Raw genomic sequence first — 21632 nt, 5'->3', positions numbered from 1 at the left:
CATGACGACGTTGCGCTCAACCGACCTGCAACGTCGCCACGCGGGCTATGCGATTGATCTGCTGGATACCCAGCGCCGAGATATGCAATGCCCGCGAGTCCTCCAACTCACGCATCCAGCCAGATTGCAGGAACAACCTGAACAAGGCCTGGCCCAGTACGCCCCCCAGATGCGGGCCCTGGTCATTCCATTCGGTGCAGCGGCAGATCACGCAACCTCGTTGCTGGTGTGGCGCCAGGGCATCTATGTACACCCCGACCAAGGCCAACTGCGCCCGCCCCTCGTCACTGACCCTCAAGTGCCGTCCGCTGCCTTCCAACCAGCCAGCCACCACCATGCGATGGTACAGCTCACTGGCCAACTCCCCACCCAGGTGATCGCCACAACGGCGCGCCCGGCGCATCGACAGGGGCAGCGACGATACCGGCGCTTCGGCACGCTCTCCCCTGGCGCTTTCCAGTTGTACGCTGGCCAAGGCCTCTACCGCTGCTCCGACCTGCGGGGTAGCCAGGCAGAAGTAACGTTTGCGGCCCCTGGCTTCATGCCTGAGCAAACCGGCCGACGACAGCAGCGAAAGGTGTGCGCAGGCTGACGATGAAGTCAGGCCAGTCATCATCGCGAGCTCATTGGCCAATCGTGGTGTGCCATCGATCAATGCCCACAGCATGGCACTGCGCTTGGGGTCGGCCATCAGGCTGGCGATCTGGCTGATACTGCTGGCTGCGTTCATGTCCTTGTAACTCCCTGCAATTTCACGGTGGGGATGCGATGGCCAACCCTGCCAGGGAAGCGCCTCTCGCTGGCACTGGCCTGGTTCGCCAGTATAAGCCGCAGAAAACGCCGTTCAGACGCCCACCTGCCGCAGCACCCAGGATGAAAAACCACTGGGTATGTCTACCCATGGCAAGCAGCGAAGCGGCTGCGAAATACTCCCCGGCACCACGTCAACCAAGGCACCGGTACGCCCACACAGGCGCGCTGAAACATCTTGATGAAAACAAACTTGCAGTCATTTCAGATACGGCCCACAGCAACCTTCCACAAATAGCGCGAAACAAAGCGAAGGTTCTGTGGGTTTGCAGGCATTGCGCCCAAAGCAGGAAACACCGCCAGGAAAATGCACGCACCTACCGTCAGTCAGGACGCTGAAGCGGTGTCATGGCAGGCTCGCGGGCCAGCGCTACACTTGAGCCGCTGCCCTTTCTGGAGGTATGCCGCGATGAAAATTATCGTAAGTGCGTCGAGCCGAAACCCCGCCTGTCCTTGGCAAGTCCAGCTCGATCAGCACGTGGTCAGTTTCCGCAGCGAGGCTGAGGCACGTGCCTTCGTCGCCACGCTGGAAAACCGTCTGCAGGCACCTCATCCCCTCATGCGGGAGCCTTGGCCTGCAGACGTCGGGTCAACAGCGCGACACTGACCGCCAGCGCCCCGCACAGGCTGATCACGATTGCCATTGGCACCGCACTGCCGTCATGCAGCAGGCCGACCAGTGCGGCAGCACCCGCAGCGACGCTGAACTGCACACAGCCCATCAGTGCCGAGGCGCTACCGGCACGCGCGCCCTGTCCGCTCATGGCGCAGGCCGAAGCATTGGGAATGATGCAACCCAGGCTGGCGATACAGATGAACAGCGGCACCAGCAGCGGCCACAACTGCGCTGGGCGCAAGGCCGCCACGCCCAGCAGCACCAGGCCCGCAACCAGATACAGCCACACCGCGCGGCCCAGCAGGAACGCCGGTCCGCGTTTGGCCAGCAAGCGGGCGTTCACCTGCGCCACCAGAATAAAACCTGCGGCATTGGTACCGAACAGCCAGCCGTAGTGCTCTGCGGGTACGCCATACAGCTTGATGAACACGAAAGGCGAACCGGCGATATAGGCAAACATGCCGGCAATGGCGATACCGCCGGTCAGGGCATGGCCGAGGAAAACCCGGTCAGCCAGCAGCCGCAGGTACTGGCGCAACGCACCAGACAGCGGCTGGCGCGGTATATGCTCAGGCAGGCTTTCTGGCAGGCCCAGGCTTACCGCCAACAGGCAGCCGGCACTGAACAGGCTCAGAGCGAGGAAGATCGACTGCCAGCCGGCCAGGTTCACCAGCACCCCACCCAGCATCGGTGCCAGGATCGGCGCCAGGCCCATGACCAGCATCAGTTGCGAAAACACTTTGGCTGAAGCTACCGGGTCGCACTTGTCGCTGACGATAGCCCGCGAAAGCACCATGCCGGCACACCCACCCAATGCCTGGATAAAACGTGCCAGCACCAAGGTGTCGAGGTTGGGGGCATAGGCACAGGCCAGTGAAGCCAAGGTGAACAGGGTGACGCCGAAGATCAGTGGCTTGCGTCGACCAAAGCGATCGGCAACTGGGCCATAGGCCAATTGCCCGATAGACAGGCCCAGGAAGTAAGCGGCCAAAGTGGCCTGGATGTGTTTTTCATCGGTGGCGAACGCTTGCGCCATGGCCGGGAAGGCTGGCAGGTAGAAGTCGATCGCCAAGGGCCCGAACGCACTGAGTGCGCCCAGGATGAGCACCATTCGCAGGTTCATCAGGAATCCATAGCAGGCTAAGCAAGTGACTGATTCTACCTGCTGTGGACCCTATCGATGTGAAAACATTTGCAACACTGTTACCCCCCAGTGGGAGCAATCAGGTCTTCAGGCGAGTTCGGCCTGGTACCCCTCATCCCGAATCGCAGTGAGGATCTGCTCCTGCGCCAACTCGCTCTGCACACGCACCTGTTTGCCTGCCAGATCAACTTCCACCCTGGCTGCCGCATCCTGCTCCTGCACCGCGCGGGTCACGGCTTTCACGCAATGGCCGCAGGTCATGCCTTGTACATTGAACACTTGCATGAGGGTTACCTCCTTCAGGTTTTTCACTAGTCTCAAGCTTGCCATCAGGGCAAGGTCAAGCCTTGCCTGCAACACCCGGGGTGGAAATCCGCGTCCGCGTCGGCCAAGCTGCGCCTTTGACGATCAGGCAAGCAGGAGATTTTTTCATGTTCAGGGCAGCATTGGGCGTCGTCGGGCTATTGGGCGCGCTGGCTGTGGTGCCACCGGCCTTCGCCGAGGGCAACTCGGCCTACAGCGTACTGATCATTTCCCGGGAGCGCCTGGAAGTGGCCACCAGCTGCGAAATCGGCGTGTACCTCAACGACCAGCTTTCCGGGCGCGTTTTCCAGGAGCAGTCTACCTCGTTCAACTTGCCGCCTGGCCCGGTGGATGTACGCCTGCGCCTGCTACCTGGGCAAATGCCGGGTTGCGCCGCTGGTATAGAGGACCAGCGCAGCACGCGTTTGAATCTGCAGGCGGGCCAGATCAACAAATACCGCATCGCCATGGGGCAATATGGGCTGGAGTTGAAACGAGCCGACCTGGGCTATTGACCTTGCCTGCGTGGCAAGGTTGATGCTGGAGGCCTGTCCAAGGAGGAGAGCCATGCCCGCATCCACCACATACGACCTGCCGATCTCCGGCATGACCTGCGCCAGCTGTGCTGGCCGGGTCGAGCGCGCCCTGCGCAAGGTCACCGGCGCTGAACAGGTCAGCGTAAACCTCACCACTGAGAAAGCCCGGGTTCTGGCCGCGCCTGACAGCCTGCCGGCTTTGGTCAAAGCCGTGCGGGAGGCCGGTTACGGGGTGCCCACCCGCACCCTCGAGCTGCAGATTGGCGGCATGACCTGCGCCAGTTGTGTCGGCCGTGTGGAGCGCGCCCTGGGCAAATTGCCGGGGGTCGAGCAGGTCAGCGTCAACTTGGCCAGCGAACGCGCGCACCTCGAAGTGCTTGCGGCCCTGGATGACAACCTGCTGATCGACGCTGTGCAAAAGGCAGGCTACAGCGCCAGCCTGCCACAATCGACCAAGGACGACCAAAGCACTGTCCAGCGACGCCTGCGCAACGAGCGCCTGGCAGTCGGCGCAGCCTTGCTGTTGGCCCTGCCACTGGTATTACCCATGCTGGTGCAACCGTTCGGCTTGCACTGGATGCTACCCGCCTGGGCGCAGTTCCTGCTGGCCACACCCGTGCAGTTCATTCTCGGTGCCCGCTTCTACATTGCGGCCTGGAAGGCCGTGCGCGCCGGTGCTGGCAACATGGACCTGCTGGTGGCCCTAGGCACCAGCGCTGGCTATGGCCTGAGCCTGTACCAATGGGCACAGGCTCCCGCCGGCATGGCCCCGCACCTGTACTTCGAAGCCTCGGCCGTGGTGATTGCCCTGGTATTGCTGGGCAAGTACCTGGAAAGCCGCGCCAAACGCCAGACTGCCAGTGCCATCCGCGCCCTCGAAGCCCTGCGCCCGGAACGCGCCGTGCGCGTGGTCGACGGCCTGGAGGAGGACGTGGCGATCGCCCAGTTGCGCTTGGGCGACCTGGTACTGGTCAAGCCCGGCGAGCGCTTCCCGGTCGACGGCGTGGTCGAAGACGGCAGCAGCCACGCCGATGAGGCCCTGATCAGCGGCGAGAGCCTGCCAGTGCCCAAGCAACCCGGCGACAGCGTTACCGGTGGCGCCATCAATGGCGAAGGCCGGCTGCTGGTGCGTACCCAGGCGCTGGGCACCGAGACCGTGCTGGCGCGCATCATCCGCCTGGTGGAAGACGCACAGGCCGCCAAAGCGCCGATCCAGAAGCTGGTCGACCGTGTCAGCCAGGTATTCGTCCCCGCTGTGCTGGTACTGGCCCTGATCACCCTGATTGGCTGGTGGCTGGCTGGGACACCGCTGGAAATCGCGCTGATCAACGCCGTCTCCGTGCTGGTCATCGCCTGCCCCTGCGCCCTCGGCCTGGCCACGCCCGCGGCGATCATGGCCGGCACCGGGGTCGCCGCCCGCCACGGCATCCTGATCAAGGATGCCGAAGCCCTGGAACGTGCCCATGCGGTCAACCGCGTAGTCTTCGACAAAACCGGCACCCTCACCTCCGGCAGCCCGCGGGTGGTTCACAGCCAGGCGCTGGACGGCAACAGTGCCGACCTGTACCGCCTGGCCGGCGCCCTGCAGCGCGGGAGTGAACACCCACTGGCCAAGGCGGTACTGATGGCCTGTGCAGAGCAAGGGCTGGACGTGCCAAGCGTTGCCGACAGCCAGTCGCTGACCGGGCGCGGCATTGCCGGTCGCGTTGAAGGCCGTGAACTGGCACTGGGCAACCGTCGACTGCTTGACGAAAGCGGGCTGCAGCCCGGCGAGTTGGCCGAAAAGGCCCAGGCCTGGGAAGCCGAAGGGCGCACACTGTCGTGGCTGATAGAACGCGGCACGCAACCAAGTGTGGTAGGCCTGTTCGCCTTTGGTGACAGCCTCAAGCCGGGCGCCGCGCAGGCCATCGACACCCTGCACGCCCAACACATCAGCAGCCACCTGCTGACCGGTGACAACCGTGGCAGCGCCAGAGTGGTTGCCGAGGCCCTGGGCATCGACGATGTGCATGCCGAAGTGCTACCGGCCGACAAGGCCGCGACCGTGGCCGCGCTCAAGCAGGAGGGTGTGGTTGCGATGGTTGGCGATGGTATCAACGATGCACCGGCGCTGGCCGCAGCCGACATCGGCATTGCCATGGGTGGCGGTACCGACGTGGCCATGCAGGCCGCGGGCATCACCCTGATGCGTGGCGACCCGCGCCTGGTGCCCGCCGCACTGGAAATCAGCCGCAAGACCTACGCGAAGATCCGCCAGAACCTGTTCTGGGCATTCATCTACAACCTGATCGGCATCCCGCTGGCCGCGCTAGGTTACCTCAACCCGGTACTGGCAGGTGCCGCCATGGCCCTGTCCAGCGTAAGCGTCGTCAGCAACGCGCTGTGGCTTAAAACGTGGAAACCCACCAGCAACACCCAGGAGGCGCCATGAACATTGGCCAGGCCGCCCGCCGCAGCGGGCTCAGCACCAAGATGATCCGTTACTACGAATCCATCGGCCTGCTCAAACCGGCCACACGCAGCGACAGCGGCTACCGCCTGTACCAGGCGGAAGATTTGCACAACCTGGCCTTCATCAAACGCTCCCGCGACCTGGGCTTTTCCCTCGAGGAGGTCGGCAAGTTGCTGGCCTTGTGGCAGGACCGCCAACGTGCCAGCGCCGATGTGAAGGCGCTGGCCATGCACCATATCGATGAACTGAACCGGCGCATCGAGGAGCTGGTGAGCCTGCGCGACACCCTCGGCGAGCTGGTTTCGCACTGCCAGGGTGACGACCGCCCGGACTGCCCGATCCTCAAAGACCTGGCCAATGGCGCTGCAGGCAGCTGTTGTCACTGAGCTGCCACGAGCGTTTGGTATGCCATAAATGTCCAAACACGACCGAATAGTCACCAACCACGACTTTATCCAATAAATACGGGCCTTTTGGCTTTATAAAACCCGGATGCTGCCGATGTAGTTGCTACCTGCCTCGTGTGTCGAAAATAACAATTCCGGGAGCGTCGATGAGCATCAAACAGAAATTGATCTGGGCATTCGCGGTCATCGCCGGCTTGCCCATCGTTCTGGTGGCCACCCTGGTGGTCATCAACCTGCGCGGCGAAGCCCGCGACGGATTCCTCGACAGCAGCAGCCGGGAAATCCGCCAGGTCAGCAACGCGATGAACATCTTCTTCCAGGGGATCAACCAGAACGTCGAGTACATGGCTTCCCAGCCAATGGTCGCCGCCACGGGTAGCGAGCTGAACAAGTACATGAGCGCAACCCCGTCCTACGAACTGGGCGAGCAGGCCAGCAAAATACTCGACTTCATGACCCGCCTGGCCAACTCACATCCCGCCTACGCCTACCTGTCCTATGGGGTGAATGACGGCGGCTACACCGGCTGGCCGGCCGGCCAGAAGTTTGTCAATTATGACCCACGCACGCGCCCCTGGTACCAACTCGCCATGGCCAACCCTGGCAAGACGTTACGTACCGGCGCCTACTACTGGGCCGCCGACGATGCAGTGCTGGTCAGCACCGTGCGCACCGTGGCCAACCAGCTGGGCAACCCCGGCGGTGTGGTCAACATCGACGTGTCGCTCAAGGGCCTGACCGAGATCGTCAAGCAGATCAAACTGGGCGAAAGCGGCTACCTGATGCTGGTGGAAAGCAACGGCAACGTGATGGTCGACCCGCGCGACGCCACCCACAACTTCAAGCAGCTGGGAAGCTTTGGCGACGGTTATGCCAAGCTGGCCAAAGCCGGCAAAGGCCTGGTGGAGGTCGAACTCAATGGCGTGCACTACATGGCTAACGTCTACCCCGACCAGCAACTGGGCTGGACCTTCATCGGCCTGATCGAGCAAAGCGAAGTGATGCAGACCACCACCCGGCTCACCTGGCTGATCGGCGTCATCGCTGTGGTGTTGGCCTCGCTGTTCGCGTTGGTCGGTGCGGCCTTCGCCAAACTGATCGTGCGCCCGATCAACAGTGTCACCAATGGCCTGGAAGACATCGCCCAGGGTGAGGGAGACCTGACCCGCAACCTGGAAATCCGCGGCCGCGACGAAACCGCGCAACTGGCCAGCTGGTTCAACCAGTTCCTCGGGGCCATTCGCAGCCTGATCCAGCACATCGGCACTGCTGCCAGCAAGATCCTCAGCACGTCCAGCAGCTCGACCCGCGTCTCCAGCGACATGGCCGAGGCGGCCGGCCGCCAGCGTGAAGCCGTGGACATGGTTTCCACTGCATTCCACGAAATGGTCGCCACCGCCAATGAAGTGGCACGGTCCTGCAGCCAGGCAGCGCAGTCGGCCGACAGTGGCCAGCAGCAGGCCCGCGAAGGCCAGCAGCAGATCGATGCGGCGGTACACAGCGTTGATCGCCTGAGCCACGAAATCGAGCAATCGGCGCAGTCGATCCAGCAACTGGAGCGTGACAGCAACGCTATTCAGTCGATCCTCGGCACCATCCGTTCGATTGCCGAGCAGACCAACCTGTTGGCCCTGAACGCCGCCATCGAAGCGGCCCGTGCCGGTGAGCAGGGCCGCGGCTTTGCCGTGGTGGCGGACGAAGTGCGGGCGCTGGCCAAGCGCACTGCCGACTCCACCGCCGAAATCGACGGTCTGCTGGGCAACCTGGCCAGCCGTACCGCCGAAGTGGCCGAGCAGATGCACGCCAGCCTGGAAGTGTCGCAGCAGTCGGTGAGCCGCATTGGCCTGGCCCGCGACAGCTTCGGGCAGATCCGTGAGTCGGTGGACGTGATCCGCGATATGAACACCCAGATCGCCACGGCAGCCGAAGAACAGCATCAGGTGGCCGAGGACATCAACCGGCACATCAGCCAGATTCACGGGGATGCGCAGTTGGTGGCCGAGCTGGCCCAGGCGGCGCGCCAGGACTCCGAGAGCCTGGCCGGGCTGTCCAATGAGCTGGATACGCTGGTGCGCAGGTTCCGCACCTGATGATGCATGGCCTGTGCCGGCCCTTTCGCGGGTGGTAACGCGGCCTCTGTAGGCGCGGGTTTACCCGCGAAGAGGCCGGCACAAGCAAGCGTAAACTAAAGCTTCAACTCCCCCGGTGTCGCCCCAAACAGCTGCTTGAACGCCGCAATGTAGGCCGAAGTGGAGTCATACCCACACCCCAGTGCCGCCTCGGTCACATTCTCCCCCGCCTCCAGCAACGCCAGCGACGACAACAACCGCATGCGCTGCCGCCAATTACGAAAGCTCAACCCGGTCTCCCGCTGAAACAACCGCATCAGCGTCTTCTCCGAACACCCCAGCTGCCGCGCCCACTGCTGCAAGGTCTGCGACTGGTCTGGTGCAGCGATCAAGCCATTGCACAGCGCCAGCAAACCAGGGTGGCGGGGCAACGGCAGCGAAAAACCGACTTCCGGCAAAGTGCGCAACTGGTCGAGCAGCACCGCCACCAGACGCGCCTCGGCGCTGTCGTCCTCTGGGTAATCCGCCGGGAACAGGCAGAACTGCTTGATCAGCTCGCGCGCCAGCGGCGTCACTTCCAGCACCCGGCATTGTTCCGGCGCCCATGGGCAGGCATCGCGGCGTACATACAGGCTGCGCATCTCGGCTTGCATCGAGGTGACCACTTCATGCTCGGCATCGGCAGGGATCCACACCCCCCACTGCGGTGGGGCAAAGTAACTGCCGTCGCGTGTGTACACGCCGAGTACGCCGCTGATGGCGTAGGAAAACTGTACCCAGTCGTGCCGGTGGCGAGTGGTCCACGAACCGGCGCCAAGGCTTTCGGCACGGGCGTAGAGGGGTCTGGGCAGGTGTTCCAGCGCGGGGATAGCGCGGGGGTGTCCGATGATCGGCATGGTATTTTCTTTTAGTTCTGACCAGACAAGCCTAACAGCTGGATCATGATCGAGGCACTCGCCGCCTCTGCCGTTACCCTGGAGGTACTTCAGCGCTCGACGATAACGGTCACCCCCTGCCCGCCTGCCGCACAGATCGAAATCAGCCCGCGCCCCTTACCCGCCGTCGCCAGCAGCTTGGCCAGGCTGGCCAATATCCGCCCACCGGTTGCCGCAAACGGGTGCCCGGCCGCCAGCGAACTGCCCTTGACATTGAGTTTGCTACGGTCGATCGCGCCAAGCGGCGCCTCCAGGCCCAACCGCTCACGGCAGTAGTCGGCATCCTCCCAGGCCTTGAGCGTGCACAGCACCTGGGCAGCAAAGGCTTCGTGGATTTCGTAATAGTCAAAGTCCTGCAGCGTCAGGCCATTGCGTGCCAGCAAGCGCGGCACGGCATACACAGGCGCCATCAACAACCCTTCGCGCCCCGTGACAAAATCCACCGCAGCGGTTTCGCCATCGACCAGATAGGCAAGCACCTGCAACCCCTGCTGCTGCGCCCACGCCTCGCTGCCCAACAGCACCAGCGAAGCACCATCGGTCAACGGCGTGGAGTTACCCGCCGTCAACGTGCCCTGCCCGCTGCGGTCAAAGGCTGGTTTGAGTCTGGCCAACTGCTCAAGACTCAGGTCGGGGCGCAGGTTGTTGTCCCGTGTCAGCGAAAGAAACGGCGTCAACAGATCTTCCTGCCAACCCTCGGCATAGGCAGCGGCCAGCTTCTGGTGGCTAAGCAGGGCCAGTTCGTCCTGCTCGGCACGGCCAACGCGCCAGGTGTGGGCCATGCGCTCGCAATGCTCGCCCATCGACAACCCCGTGCGCGGCTCGCTATTGCGTGGTAGTTCGGGTTTCAGGTGACGAGGCCGCAGCTTGAGGAAAGGCTTTAACCGTTCGCCAAGGCTTTTGCCACGGTTGGCCTGCAGCAATATATGGCGCAAGCCTTCGTTGACGGCGATGGGCGCATCGGAGGTGCTATCGACACCGCCAGCAATACCGCAGTCGATCTGCCCCAGGGCAATCTTGTTGGCCACCAGCAGCGCAGCCTCCAGCCCGGTACCGCAGGCCTGCTGGATGTCGTAGGCCGGGGTCTGCGCAGACAGGCGCGAACTCAACACGCACTCGCGGGTCAGGTTCATGTCGCGCGAGTGCTTGAGCACGGCACCGGCCACCACCTCGCCCAACCGCAGCCCGTGCAGGCGATAGCGTTCGATCAAGCCTTCAAGCGCGGCCGTGAGCATCGCCTGGTTGCTGGCCGTGGCGTAGGCGCCATTGGCGCGGGCGAAGGGGATCCGGTTGCCACCCAGGATCGCGACCCGGCGAGCTGAACGCATGCGCTTATTCCTCCTGAAACAATTTGATCGGTACAGCCTAGGTGTTTTTACCGCATTCGAACGACCCTGCCGCAAAGTTGGTCCACACTTTCAAGCTTGCCTTTCGGGAGACCCCTCATGAGCGATCGCTACCTCGGTTTTGCCAACTCCAATCTCGGCCGCCGCCTCGTGGATGCCCTTGGCCTGCCACGCCCGGCGCCACTGGAGCGCTGGCAGGCTGGCCGCCTGCGCCCGGTAGAAGGTGCCCTGGTACTGGGTGGCGGGCCACTGGCGAAGCAGGTCGAAGCCATCGCCCCGTGCCTTACTGACGAGGTTTACAGCTTCAGCGCCGACAACCTGCAGGCTGAAGCCTGGGTGGCCGGCCTGGGGCCGAAAATCAAGGCCGTGGTATTCGATGCCAGTCATTTGTCCGACAGCGATGCACTGAAGCAGTTGCGTGAATTTTTCCAGCCGCTGCTACGCAGTCTGGCCCCATGCGCCCATGTACTGGTTTTAGGCCTTGCACCGGAAGGCCTCGACAACCCACTGGCCAGCGTTGCACAGCGTGCCCTTGAGGGCTTCAGCCGCTCACTGGCCAAGGAACTGCGCAATGGCGCTACTGCCCAGCTGTTGTATGTCGCCCCCGGTGCCGAAGATCAGCTGGAAGGCGCCCTGCGCTTCTTCCTCTCGCCAAAGAGTGCCTTCATCTCTGGCCAGGTTCTGCGCCTGCAAGCCTGCACCAGCCAGGTGGAAGACTGGACCCGCCCACTCGGCGGTCGCCGTGCGCTGGTCACGGGGGCTGCGCGCGGCATCGGTGCCGCCATTGCGGAAACCTTGGCACGGGACGGCGCCGATGTACTGCTGCTGGATGTACCGCAGGCCAGCCAGGACCTCGACGCCCTCGCTGCACGCCTTGGCGGCAAGGCACTGCCATTGGATATATGCGCTAGCGATGCGGCAACGCAACTGCTCGCAGCCCTGCCCGACGGCATCGATATCGTGGTGCACAACGCCGGGATCACTCGCGACAAGACACTGGCCAACATGACGCCGGAATACTGGGACGCCGTGCTGGCCGTGAACCTCAAGGCACCGCAGGTGCTCACCCAGGCGCTGTATGACAACGGCGCGCTGGGGGAAAACGCGCGCATCACCCTGCTGGCCTCGGTCAGCGGCATTGCCGGCAACCGCGGGCAGGCCAACTATGCCGCGAGCAAAGCCGGGCTGATCGGCCTGGCCCAGGCCTGGGCGCCACGGCTCGCCGAGCGCGGTGGCAGCATCAACGCCATCGCCCCCGGTTTCATCGAAACCCACATGACTGCAGCCATGCCCATGGGCCTGCGCGAGGCAGGGCGGCGCCTGAGTTCGCTGGGCCAGGGTGGGCGCCCGCAGGACGTCGCCGAAGCCATTGCGTGGCTCAGCCAGCCAGGCTCCGGGTCGGTCAACGGCCAGGTGCTGCGGGTGTGCGGCCAGGCACTGATGGGAGCTTGAGCATGAGCCGACAATGGCACGATCTGCACAACCCGGCCGCCCGCGCCAGCCTGTACCTGCGCGCAGCCAGCAAACGCACCATCAGCGGCGACCAGCTACCGGACGATGGCCTGCGCTGTTTCATTCGGGTTCAGCCAGGCAACCTGGGGGCGTATCGAAGGCTTTGCCACTTTCCCGATGATGGCCGCCTGCCGGGGACTTATCCACATGTGATGGCGTTTGCCCTGCAATTGCAGCTGATGACTGCCGATGATTTCCCCTTCCCGCTGCTTGGCCTGGTACACCTGCACAACCGCATCGAAGTGCTGCGCCCCCTTGGTGCTGTCGAAGGGCTGCGTTTTGCGGTGCACGCGCATAACCTGCAGCGCCATGCCAAAGGTGGCACCTTCGACCTGGTCACCGAGGCTGAAGATGGCATCGGCCTGCTCTGGCGCGAGACCAGCCGCATGTTGGTGCGTGGCTTGGCGCTGGAAGGCGAGGCAAGTGAGCCCGCCGACACTGAGCCTGATCCATTGCCCGAGGCCACCCGCTGGTATGCCGACAGTGATATCGGTCGGCGTTATGCCAAGGTGTGCGGGGATTACAACCCTATCCACCTCAGTGCGGTCAGTGCGCGGTTGTTCGGCTTTCCCACGGCCATTGCCCATGGCATGTGGACCAAGGCCATGGCCTTGGCCGCGCTGCGTGGGCACCTGCCGCACAGTGGCTATGCCTTTGAGGTGGACTTCCGCAAGCCGGTAAGGTTGCCTTCGGAGGTGGTGCTCAGTGCCAGTGAAGCGGGCCCTTCGGGCCAACTGCGCCTGGATGGGCACGGGGACGTGCTGCATATGGTCGGCCGTTGGGAGTGCCTGTAGGCCGGGCCTGTCCTGGCGGTATACGCTTGCTTTGCATCGGGCCTGGGCAGAAGCTATGCAGCAATAGGAGACCCCCGATGAACCTGCAAGAAATCACCCAACGCCTGCATCAGATCCGCGATACCAACGACTGGCGCGGCTTCCACAGCCCGAAGAACCTGGCCATGGCCGCCAGCGTCGAAATGGCCGAGCTGGTAGAAATCTTCCAGTGGCTGAGCGAGGACGAATCGCGCCAACTGCCTGCCGACAAACTGGCCCACGCCGGCCAGGAAGTCGGTGACGTGGTGCTCTACCTGTTGCTGCTGTGCAGCGAACTGGGTCTGGACATGGACCAGGTGGTGCGTGCCAAGCTGGCCGACAGCGAGAGGCGCTTCGCCCGATGAACGATCGTCATTTCGATGAGCTGGCCACCCGCTTTGCCGAAAAGATCTATGGCGGCGCCAAGGGTGCGATCCGCCTGGCGGTGTTGCAGGCCGACCTGGCCGAAGCGCTACCCGACCGCCCGCTACGCATCCTCGACATCGGCGCCGGGTTGGGCCACATGGCCTTGTGGCTGGCCGAGCGCGGCCACCAGCTGACCCTGGCCGAACCTGCGGCGCCCATGCTCGAAGGCGCCAGGGCGCGCTTTGCCGAAGCCGGCCAGACCGCGACCTTCATCCAGGCACCCTGGCAAGACCTGCTCGGCCAACTGACCGAGCGCTACGACCTCGTGCTCTGCCATGCCGTGCTCGAATGGCTGGCCGAACCCGAGAGCATCCTGCCAGTGCTGCACCAGCTCACGGCGCCCGACGGCTGGTTATCGCTGGCCTTCTACAACCGCGACGCACTGGTCTATCGCAACCTGCTCAAGGGCCATTTCCGCAAGTTGCGCAGCAACCGGCTGGAAGGTGAAAAGCAGAGCCTGACCCCACAGAAACCGCTTGATCCACGCGAACTCAAGGCGCAACTTGAGCCTATGTGGCAGGTTGAAAGCGAAAGCGGCGTGCGGGTGTTTCACGACTATATGCCCAAGGAATTCCAGGGCAAGGCCGAGCTGCTCGACCTGCTGGAAATGGAACTGGCCCACCGTCGCCACCCTACCTTCGCCGGACTTGGCCGCTACCTGCACTGGGTCTGCCGCCCCCGCTAATCCGCCACGCCGGGAGGAACACATGCCGTACCGTCTGTTGTGCCTGGCCCTGCTGCCCATTGCCCTGGCTGGTTGCCAGGGCAGCAACCCGTATGTGGCCAGCAGCCGCCCGTTACCACCGGCCCCTGCGCAGGCGGCCCACACCTTCGACGCCAGTGCTTACCCTGCACCCGCTCGTGACTATGGGCACTACCGCAGCTGGAGCTGGCGCAACGGCCAGTTGCCCAGCGGCGCTGTGGGTGCAGACCCGGCGCAACTGGCCGATGCGGTGAGCGGCGCGCTCGACCAGCATGGCTTGCGCCCCTCTCGCGCAGGCCCTGGCGATTTGCTGGTGAGCGCCGGTATGCGCCTGGAAAAACGCTTGCGCCAGGTGCGTGACTACGACAGCTACGACCCCTACTACGGGCCGTACCCTTATGGTGGCGTGGGCTATGGCGGCTATCACCATGGTTATGGGGGCTATGCCAGCGTGCCCATCGTGCGTACCTACGAGGTCGAAGTCCTGGTGGTACGCATCGACCTGTACGACGCCCGCAGCGGCCAGCCGGTCTGGAGCGCCAGCGCCGAAAGCAGCAGCAACAAGGACTCGCCCCGCGAGCGCGAAAGTGCCTTGCGCGATTCTGTGCACAAGGCGCTCAGCGGCTATCCTCCCAGTTAATAGCTAACGGAGAACCATCATGTTGCGCCGTCTCGTTCTACTGTCATTCGCATTGTTGCTCGCTGCCTGCTCGAGCAACAACGTCCAGCAGGATTTCGATGCCAGCCGCGATTTTGCCGCCTACCGTAGCTGGGCATGGCAGGAGCCAGGCCTGCAGTACCGCCCGGATGACCCAAGGATCAAGAGCGACCTTACCGAGCAGCGCATTCGCCAGGCGGTGGCAGACCAACTCGACCAGCGTGGCCTGCGTCCGGTACAAGGCGGAGCGCGGCCCGACCTGGCAGTACGCACGTACCTGATCGTGGAACAGCGCCAACAACAGATCACCACCAACTACGGCGGTGGCTGGGGTGGCTACTGGGGCGGCTACTGGGGTGGCCCGATGTACAACGAAACCCGCAGTGTCGACTACAAGGTCGCCACCATCCAGGTCGACATGTTCGATGGGCGTGACGGCAAGCTGGTATGGCGCGGCAGTGCCGAGCAGATCATGAACAACTACCCGCCAAGCCCGGAAGAACGTAACAGCGCAATCCGCAACACCGTGGCCAAGGTGCTGGGCAACTACCCACCGGGCAGCAAAAAATAGCGTCGGAATATGGCGTTGGCATGCACCGTGGCCCGCGAAGGAAGTGGCACGGTGCATGTTACTGCCTTCGCGGCTGAACCCGCGCCTACACTGATCGCGATTCTCAGTACGACTGAATCCCCTGCCAGGCCGGTGTCAGCTGCGACAAAATCCATTCCACGCACGCCTTTTTTCCGTTGCCAACCGCACTCCCCCGCGCGTTCCCGTCTATCTTCATCTAGGTAAACCTGACTGACCGGGTAGAAGTGTTCAACATTTGGGAAAGGCGACCTGCCAATGCAAAGCATTGTTCTCCTGCTGTGGCTTGCCTTGTGCTCCGAACAGGATGTGCGTCAACGCCAGATCTCCAACATGCTGACCCTGGGGGTGGCTGGCTGCGCCCTGGCCTGGCTGTTCGCTACCGGCCACAGCTGGATAGGCGCCGATGCCAGCGATGCCGGTTGGGCGCTGGCCATCGTCATGCTGCTGACCCTGCCAGGCTACATGCTCGGCCGCTTCGGCGCTGACGACGTCAAGCTGATGGGCGCCCTGGCCCTGGCCACAAGCCCGCAATATGTACTCGGCACCTTTATTGGCGCGGGTGTCAGTGTGCTGGTCTGGCTATTGACCCGCCGACGCCTGTGGACTCTGCTCAATCCCAAGATAAAGAAGCGTTTGCAGGCCCTGACCGAGGAAATGGGCGACAAGCAGGCTTTCGTCCCTTATGTGTTGTCAGGTTTTCTTCTGACAGCCGTATGGATCCAGTAAGCCTTCCAGTGGTCCGATGACTTGTACACGCCTTGTACAATTTCGCCTAGTGCGACTACTTTTAAGCTGCCAGAGCGTCTGGCACGGGAGCAGGGCCGTATAAGAACAGGGAGTTGATCGTGTCCAGATCAGTGAGTGAAGTGAAGGTGTTGGTGGTTGATGACCAACCGGTCATTGTCGAACAACTGAGTGAATTCCTCGAAACCAAGGGCTATGCCTGCGTTACAGCCCTCTCAACCGACGAAGCCATCGAGCACTATGTGGCAGACCCTAGCATCGGCCTGCTTATCTGTGACCTGCACATGCCCGATCGGGACGGCATCGAGCTGGTGCGCGCCTTGAAGGAGATCAACGGCAGCCAGCGCATGTTCGAAGCCATCATGTTGACTGGGCGTGCCGAGAAGCAGGACTTGATCCGGGCGCTACGCGAAGGTTTCGCCGATTACTACCAGAAGCCGATGGACCTCGATGAACTGCTGGCAGGCGTCCGCCGGCAGGAAGAGGTCTTGCTGGAGCGCCAGCGCAATATCCGTGATCTGGGTGGATTGAACCAGCGCTTGCAGGAACTGGCCGAGTCGGTGGACGAACTGTATCAGGACCTGGAAAAAGCCCGTGGCCAAGGCACCCACCGGCGTGCCAGTGATGCAGAAGAAAGCGAAAGCGAGCTGCCAGCAGCGTTCGAGAAACTGTCACCACGCCAATTGGAAGTGGCGCGCCTGGTTAGCAAGGGCAAGACCAATTACCAGATCGCCTGTGAACTGGGCATTACCGAAAACACCGTGAAGCTGTATGTATCTCAGGTATTGCGTTTGACGCATATGCACAACCGCACCCAACTGGCTCTGGCGCTGACCCCTAGCTCGTCGCCCGTGCACCAGCGGTTCACGACCCATTGAGTGAAGGCTCGGCACACCATTCTGGAGCGGCCTAGCGCTGCGAAAGGCTGCTCCTGCAAGCCCATAGTTGCCTGCTACAACTGGATCGCCAGGTTCAACGACAGCCGAGGCCCACGGTCCAGGCTATCCAGCGCCACATCCGCCAACGGCTTGGCCACTTCCAGCGCCACATTGAACATATGCCCAGCCCCTAACCGCACACCCAGCGCCACCGAAGCCAGATGGGCGTCCTCCACCGGTCCCCGGTTATGCCAGGCCTGTGCGGTATCCACCACCGCATAGGGCTGAACCCGCGCAAGCCAGCTACTTCGCATGCTGTAGTTAAGCTCGTAAGCCACACCCCAGCCCTTGTCACCGTCCGCCTGATCGCGCGGGTAGCCACGCCCGAAATTCTGCCCGCCAAACCCCGCACGCTCACTGTCGGGCAAGCGATCGTCACTCCAGTACAACGCACCGGATACCACCCCCTGCCAGTTTTCCAGCAGCGTGTCGCTCTGCAGGCCGGAAAGCCGAAAGCGCAGGAAATCGAGATCGTAGTCAGCATCGCTGCGTGCCCCCAGATAGTCCAGGCCCTGATAGACCCCGACACTGACGATACGCAAACGCCCCAGCTCCACCTTGCGCCAGTCACCTTCGAATGACAGCGCCCGTACATAGGTGTCGTACTTGCGAAACGGTGGCTGCTCGGCCATCCGGTCTTGATCTTTCTCACTGACTGAGTACACGTGGCCCTGCACCGCCAGCCACTCATTCGGCCTTACGATCACCGGCTGGCGCAAACCGATCGCATAGCGTTCACTGTCGTGCTTGCGAGTGATATCGCGGCCATCGTCCAGACGTATGCGCGTGCCGGGCTCGCTGCGGTAGCGCGAGGCCGATAGCAGCAGTTGGCTACCGGCAGAGTCCAGGTACTGGCTGTAATCGAGACGCTGGTAATGGACCCGGTCTTCCCCAGAGGGCAGCAGCCAACTGGCCGCGAACTGTTCGCCATGGCGAGTCTGGGCATTGCTGGCTGCCGTCAACAGGGCCTGAGCAGCGTCACGGCTGGAGTCGGCCACGGTCACCGCGGCGCTGAGCGGCTTGCGCCGTGCATGCACGGTCAACTGGGCGACATCCTCGGCAGCCCGCGCCATTGTCAGTTCGGCCTCTACCACGACCCCTGGCATGCGCGTAGCCAGGCCCAGATAGCGCTCCAGCGTTTCGCGGGTCAGTGGGCGCTCGGCCTCAATGCGCGCCAGCAACTGCTGCAAATACTCATTGGCCGGTCCAATATCGCCGTCCACGTGGTAATCACGTACGTAACCTTCGACCAGCACCACGTTGACCCTGCCATCGGCCACATCCTGAGGCGGCAGGTAGGCATACGACAGCAAGTAGCCCTCCTGCCGGTAGCGTTGGGTCAGGCGCTGGGTGTATTGCTGCAATTCACCCAACGTGGTTTCGCGCCCGATCAGCGGCTGATAGTGTTCGCGCAGGTCGCCCAAGGGGAACACCGTGCCGCCCTCGAAACGCACTTTTTGCAGCACCAGCCGGGTGTTGGCCGGGGCCCAGTCGGGGTTGTCGATAGCCGCCCCTGCCAACCATATGTGGGGGCTCACAGGGGAGTAGTCCGTCATCGGCAGATTGGCGCTGGGCAGACGCCGCTCGTATTCATGGCTGTCGAGAAACCCCGGCAACGGGTCTGCGTGAGCAGCAAGTGCCCAAAGCAGCAACATCAGGGGCACGACCAGAGGACGCATAGGGCACTCCATGTTCCCATGGGTTGCGGGGCACCAGCCGGTCACACCCGTCACTTGCAAGCGTAGGTGCTGGCCCGGCGGCCGTCGAACACCTACTCGCTGACCTGGAACGCCACCCGCGCCGTCTGACCGCTTTCGTCCAGCGCGCTGAGTTCAGCCTGCCCGACCTGTGGCAAACGCAACAACAGGCTGTCCTGCCCTTGGGTTTCGCCCAACGGTCGGCCGTTGAGGAACCACCAGCGCCGTCCGCCCCCCCCCAAGGCAGATACCTGCAATTGCAACGGCTCAGTGTTGGTGGCCGGGCGGCGCAGATGGTCGCCAGGGCGCACACCGACGATCGACAGCGGTGGTGCACTGGCCGGCGCCTGCGGCGGGCAGGCCGGGTCGATGGCCGGCAAACGCGCCATGCGCCGCTCGACACGGGGTAGCCACGGCTCCAGCGGCGCCGGCCACAGGACGATGTCACGAGCCCTGGCGCCCGGGCAGCTACCATCGACCCGCAGGCCCTGCTCGTTGACCCACACTGTTTCGCGCAAGCCCAGGCCCAGCGGCTGGTCAGTTGCCTGCAAGGTTGGCGGCGTGGTGCCGTCCAGGGTCCATGCAAAGCGCTGACGCCGACAGTTGGTGTCCTGCTTGCTCATTGGCTGGCCCAGCGGCCAACAGATTGCCGCAACGCCAATATTCGCAGGTACTCGCTCTACCGGGACGCTGATACCGCGTTGGCTGTCGCGATTGCTCAACAGATCGTGCACCTGCAACATCAGCGGCGCCGCCGACGCCAGGCCGAACTGACCGGGCACCGGTGTACCGTCGGGGCGGCCAATCCATACGCCAATCAGGTAGCGCGGCCCCACGCCAATCGACCAGGCATCGCGAAAGCCGTAGCTGGTGCCAGTTTTCCAGGCCAGTTGCGGGCGCTGCACCAGTTCGGCGTGCGGGTCGCGGTCCGGGCGCGCCTGGCCACTGAGAATACGCCGGATGATCCACGCCGCCCCCGGTGACAGCAACCGGTGCTCCACCAGGGGGGCCTGTGGCTGCAAGCGCACCTGCGCACTGTTGCCCCCCCGCGCCAGCGCCGCGTAGCCGCCGACCAAGTCTTCCAGGCGGCTGCCGGCACCGCCCAGGATCAACGACAGGTTGGGCTCGGCAAGGGGCGGCAGTATCAGCGGCATGCCCGCCATGCGCAATTGCGCGGCAAAGCGTTTCGGGCCGTAGGCTTCCAGCAATTGCACGGCGGGCAGGTTGAGCGACAGGGCCAGCGCTGAGCTCGCCGACACCGGCCCGCTGAAACCCATGGAGAAGTTGCCAGGGCGATAGTCGCCATAGCGTCGTGGAACATCCTGCAACAGCGATTCGGAATGGATCAGGCCATCGTCCAGCGCCATGCCGTAGAGAAAAGGCTTGAGGGTGGAGCCGGGCGAACGCAGCGAACGCACCATGTCGACATGGCCAAAGCGGCGCTCATCAGACAAATCTACCGAGCCCAGGTACGCGCGCACCGCCATGGACTGCGCTTCGACCACCAGAATGGCGGCCGAGGTACGCTCGGGCAGCCGGGCGCGCCAGCCCAGCAGCAAGTCTTCGAGGCGCCGCTGAAGCGCAGCGTCAAGCGTGGTCCGAATCAGTGGCGGGCTGTCAGCACTGTTCAGGCGTCGGGCCAGCAATGGCGCCAAAGCCGGCTCCTGGCGTGGCGCCAACACCAACGGCTCCTCGGCTGCCTCGCGGAGCTGCTGGGCCGGCCATACCTGGTATTCAGCCAGGCGCTGCAGCACCTTGTCCCGGGCACGCTGGGCACGCTCGGGGTGGCGGTCCGGGCGCAGCCGGCTGGGTGCCTGGGGCAGCACAGCCAGCAGCGCCGCTTCGGCGGGTGTCAGGTGACGGGGGGACTTGCCCAGGTACGCCCAGCTGGCTGCCGCCACGCCCTGAAGCGTGCCGCCGAAAGGTGCGCGGTTCAGGTAGATCTGCAGGATGTCACGCTTGGACAAGTGCCACTCCAGCTGCAACGTGCGCCATAGCTGGCGCAGTTTACCGCCCAGGGTACGGTCGTGCGGGTCGAGCAGGCGTGCCACCTGCATCGACAGTGTGCTGCCGCCCGACACGACACGCCCGCTGCGCAGGTTCAGCCAGGCCGCACGGGCCAATGCCAGCGGGTTGACCCCTGGGTGGTCGTAGAACCAACGGTCCTCGTAAGCCAGCAAGGCCTGCAGGTAAAGCGGCGAAACCTCTTCAGGGCTAACTGGGTAGCGCCACACGCCCTCAGCATCGGCAAATCGCCACAACGGTGTGCCGTCTTCGGCCAGCACTACCCGGGCCAGGTCGTCACCCGGCATCGGCAGCGGCCAGATACGATCAGCCAGCCAGAACAGGCCGCCCAGCACCAGCAAACTGATCAGCGTGGCACGCAACAACCTGCCCGCACGGCTGCGTGGTCGCGCTAAGCTTGGCATCGGGAACCGACCTGGCCAGGTAATGGCCAAAGGCTTTGGGACGACAACCTCGCCGATTTTTTCATCAGGAAGCAACTATGCATGTAGAAGGTTTTTTCGAGTGGCTGGGCCAGGCACTGGGGTCGTTGATCCGCTTCATCGTCGACGCATTGAGCGGGCTGTTCAACCTGCTGGCCAATGCTGGTGGCAACTTCATCGATGGCCTGTCGCGCACCTTGGGCATGGACACCTCGCTGCTGAGCATCCTGGCGCTGATCATCGGCCTGATGCTGCTGTACTCGGCAATCCGCGCATTCATGCGCGCGTCGATCATCCTCGGGATCATCTGGCTGGTGCTGGGGCTGTGGGTGATGAGCTGGGTGATCCACTGATCTGCGCGGTCTTTGTGGGAGCGGCCTTGCGTCGCGACAGGACTGCACAGCAGCCCCAGGATTTCAGCTTCGCCGCTTGAACTTCCGGGGCCGCTTCGCGGCCCTATCGCGGCGCAAGGCCGCTCCCACATT

21 protein-coding genes and 1 pseudogene are annotated in these 21632 nt (G+C 63.5%); 15 read left to right on the top strand and 7 right to left on the bottom strand.

Translation table 11 applies throughout. The annotated features are described in order from the left end of the window. Positions 1–16: 16 nt before the first annotated feature. Positions 17–730 (bottom strand): transcriptional regulator, encoded by a 714-nt coding sequence (locus ACYCCG_RS11470; RefSeq protein WP_459670455.1) that lies wholly within the window; start codon positions 728–730, stop codon positions 17–19. Positions 731–1219: 489 nt separating this feature from the next. Between ACYCCG_RS11470 and ACYCCG_RS11465 the strand changes: the two genes are divergently transcribed. Next, positions 1220–1417, top strand: coding sequence for a hypothetical protein (locus ACYCCG_RS11465; protein WP_245354978.1), 198 nt, complete (start codon positions 1220–1222; stop codon positions 1415–1417). Here ACYCCG_RS11465 and ACYCCG_RS11460 read toward each other — a convergent pair. Next, positions 1368–2549, bottom strand: coding sequence for a multidrug effflux MFS transporter (locus tag ACYCCG_RS11460; RefSeq protein WP_176684407.1), 1182 nt, complete (start codon positions 2547–2549; stop codon positions 1368–1370). The two genes, ACYCCG_RS11465 and ACYCCG_RS11460, sit on opposite strands and share 50 nt — an antisense overlap. 108 nt (positions 2550–2657) lie before the next feature. After that, the gene (locus ACYCCG_RS11455; RefSeq protein WP_014589568.1) at positions 2658–2855 is read right to left on the bottom strand and encodes a heavy-metal-associated domain-containing protein; all 198 of its coding nucleotides are present in this window, start codon (positions 2853–2855) and stop codon (positions 2658–2660) included. Between the two features lie 146 nt (positions 2856–3001). On the opposite strand from ACYCCG_RS11455, the gene ACYCCG_RS11450 reads away from it, so the two are divergent. The 5 genes and pseudogenes from ACYCCG_RS11450 to ACYCCG_RS11430 all read left to right on the top strand — a co-directional run bounded on the left by ACYCCG_RS11450 (position 3002) and on the right by ACYCCG_RS11430 (position 8358). Then, positions 3002–3388: a hypothetical protein gene (locus tag ACYCCG_RS11450; protein WP_003255287.1), complete on the top strand. Its 387-nt coding sequence runs from the start codon at positions 3002–3004 to the stop codon at positions 3386–3388. Positions 3389–3440: 52 nt separating this feature from the next. Beyond that, the gene (locus ACYCCG_RS11445) at positions 3441–5840 is read left to right on the top strand and encodes a heavy metal translocating P-type ATPase (protein WP_459670449.1); all 2400 of its coding nucleotides are present in this window, start codon (positions 3441–3443) and stop codon (positions 5838–5840) included. Beyond that, positions 5837–6247: a Cu(I)-responsive transcriptional regulator gene (cueR, locus tag ACYCCG_RS11440; protein WP_176684405.1), complete on the top strand. Its 411-nt coding sequence runs from the start codon at positions 5837–5839 to the stop codon at positions 6245–6247. Before ACYCCG_RS11445 ends, cueR begins: the two co-directional genes overlap by 4 nt. 167 nt (positions 6248–6414) lie before the next feature. After that, positions 6415–7500: pseudogene (locus tag ACYCCG_RS11435) on the top strand (HAMP domain-containing protein); the annotation flags it as partial. A gap of 90 nt (positions 7501–7590) precedes the next feature. Beyond that, positions 7591–8358 (top strand): methyl-accepting chemotaxis protein, encoded by a 768-nt coding sequence (locus ACYCCG_RS11430; protein ID WP_370688781.1) that lies wholly within the window; start codon positions 7591–7593, stop codon positions 8356–8358. Positions 8359–8453: 95 nt separating this feature from the next. On the opposite strand, the gene ACYCCG_RS11425 is transcribed toward ACYCCG_RS11430, so the two are convergent. After that, a complete protein-coding gene (locus tag ACYCCG_RS11425; protein ID WP_176684403.1) occupies positions 8454–9233 on the bottom strand; it encodes an AraC family transcriptional regulator in 780 nt (259 codons plus the stop codon). A gap of 89 nt (positions 9234–9322) precedes the next feature. Further along, a complete protein-coding gene (locus ACYCCG_RS11420) occupies positions 9323–10600 on the bottom strand; it encodes an acetyl-CoA C-acetyltransferase (protein WP_339535077.1) in 1278 nt (425 codons plus the stop codon). Between the two features lie 117 nt (positions 10601–10717). Here ACYCCG_RS11420 and ACYCCG_RS11415 point away from each other — a divergent pair, with 117 nt between their 5' ends. The 8 genes from ACYCCG_RS11415 to ACYCCG_RS11380 all read left to right on the top strand — a co-directional run bounded on the left by ACYCCG_RS11415 (position 10718) and on the right by ACYCCG_RS11380 (position 16943). After that, positions 10718–12070 carry a 3-oxoacyl-ACP reductase gene (locus ACYCCG_RS11415; RefSeq protein WP_209968163.1) on the top strand — a complete coding sequence of 451 codons (1353 nt, stop codon included), beginning with the start codon at positions 10718–10720 and terminating at the stop codon, positions 12068–12070. A 2-nt stretch (positions 12071–12072) separates the two neighbouring features. After that, a complete protein-coding gene (locus tag ACYCCG_RS11410; RefSeq protein ID WP_339443292.1) occupies positions 12073–12924 on the top strand; it encodes a MaoC family dehydratase in 852 nt (283 codons plus the stop codon). Positions 12925–13001: 77 nt separating this feature from the next. Beyond that, on the top strand, positions 13002–13307 hold the full coding sequence (locus tag ACYCCG_RS11405; RefSeq protein ID WP_176684399.1) for a MazG-like family protein: 306 nt from the start codon (positions 13002–13004) through the stop codon (positions 13305–13307). Beyond that, positions 13304–14053, top strand: coding sequence for a methyltransferase domain-containing protein (locus ACYCCG_RS11400; protein WP_176684398.1), 750 nt, complete (start codon positions 13304–13306; stop codon positions 14051–14053). Before ACYCCG_RS11405 ends, ACYCCG_RS11400 begins: the two co-directional genes overlap by 4 nt. A 22-nt stretch (positions 14054–14075) precedes the next feature. Then, a complete protein-coding gene (locus ACYCCG_RS11395; protein WP_209968168.1) occupies positions 14076–14711 on the top strand; it encodes a DUF4136 domain-containing protein in 636 nt (211 codons plus the stop codon). Positions 14712–14730: 19 nt separating this feature from the next. Continuing rightward, positions 14731–15300: a DUF4136 domain-containing protein gene (locus ACYCCG_RS11390; RefSeq protein ID WP_180688901.1), complete on the top strand. Its 570-nt coding sequence runs from the start codon at positions 14731–14733 to the stop codon at positions 15298–15300. 276 nt (positions 15301–15576) lie between these two features. Then, the gene (locus tag ACYCCG_RS11385) at positions 15577–16047 is read left to right on the top strand and encodes an A24 family peptidase (protein ID WP_176684395.1); all 471 of its coding nucleotides are present in this window, start codon (positions 15577–15579) and stop codon (positions 16045–16047) included. Positions 16048–16166: 119 nt separating this feature from the next. Next, entirely contained in the window at positions 16167–16943 is a 777-nt protein-coding gene (locus tag ACYCCG_RS11380) for a response regulator transcription factor (protein WP_176684394.1), read from the top strand. A 74-nt stretch (positions 16944–17017) separates the two neighbouring features. Here ACYCCG_RS11380 and ACYCCG_RS11375 read toward each other — a convergent pair whose 3' ends face one another. Further along, positions 17018–18682 (bottom strand): ShlB/FhaC/HecB family hemolysin secretion/activation protein, encoded by a 1665-nt coding sequence (locus ACYCCG_RS11375; RefSeq protein WP_459670440.1) that lies wholly within the window; start codon positions 18680–18682, stop codon positions 17018–17020. Between the two features lie 92 nt (positions 18683–18774). Continuing rightward, positions 18775–21129, bottom strand: coding sequence for a peptidoglycan glycosyltransferase PbpC (gene pbpC, locus ACYCCG_RS11370; protein WP_459670437.1), 2355 nt, complete (start codon positions 21127–21129; stop codon positions 18775–18777). A 77-nt stretch (positions 21130–21206) separates the two neighbouring features. Between pbpC and ACYCCG_RS11365 the strand changes: the two genes are divergently transcribed. Further along, positions 21207–21500, top strand: coding sequence for a hypothetical protein (locus ACYCCG_RS11365; protein ID WP_004577004.1), 294 nt, complete (start codon positions 21207–21209; stop codon positions 21498–21500). Positions 21501–21632 lie beyond the last annotated feature (132 nt).

This window comes from Pseudomonas sp. VEM90 (genome assembly GCF_054611535.1).
The sequence above is the reverse complement of the archived record's forward strand: the minus strand, read 5'-3'. Positions and strand labels throughout refer to the sequence as shown.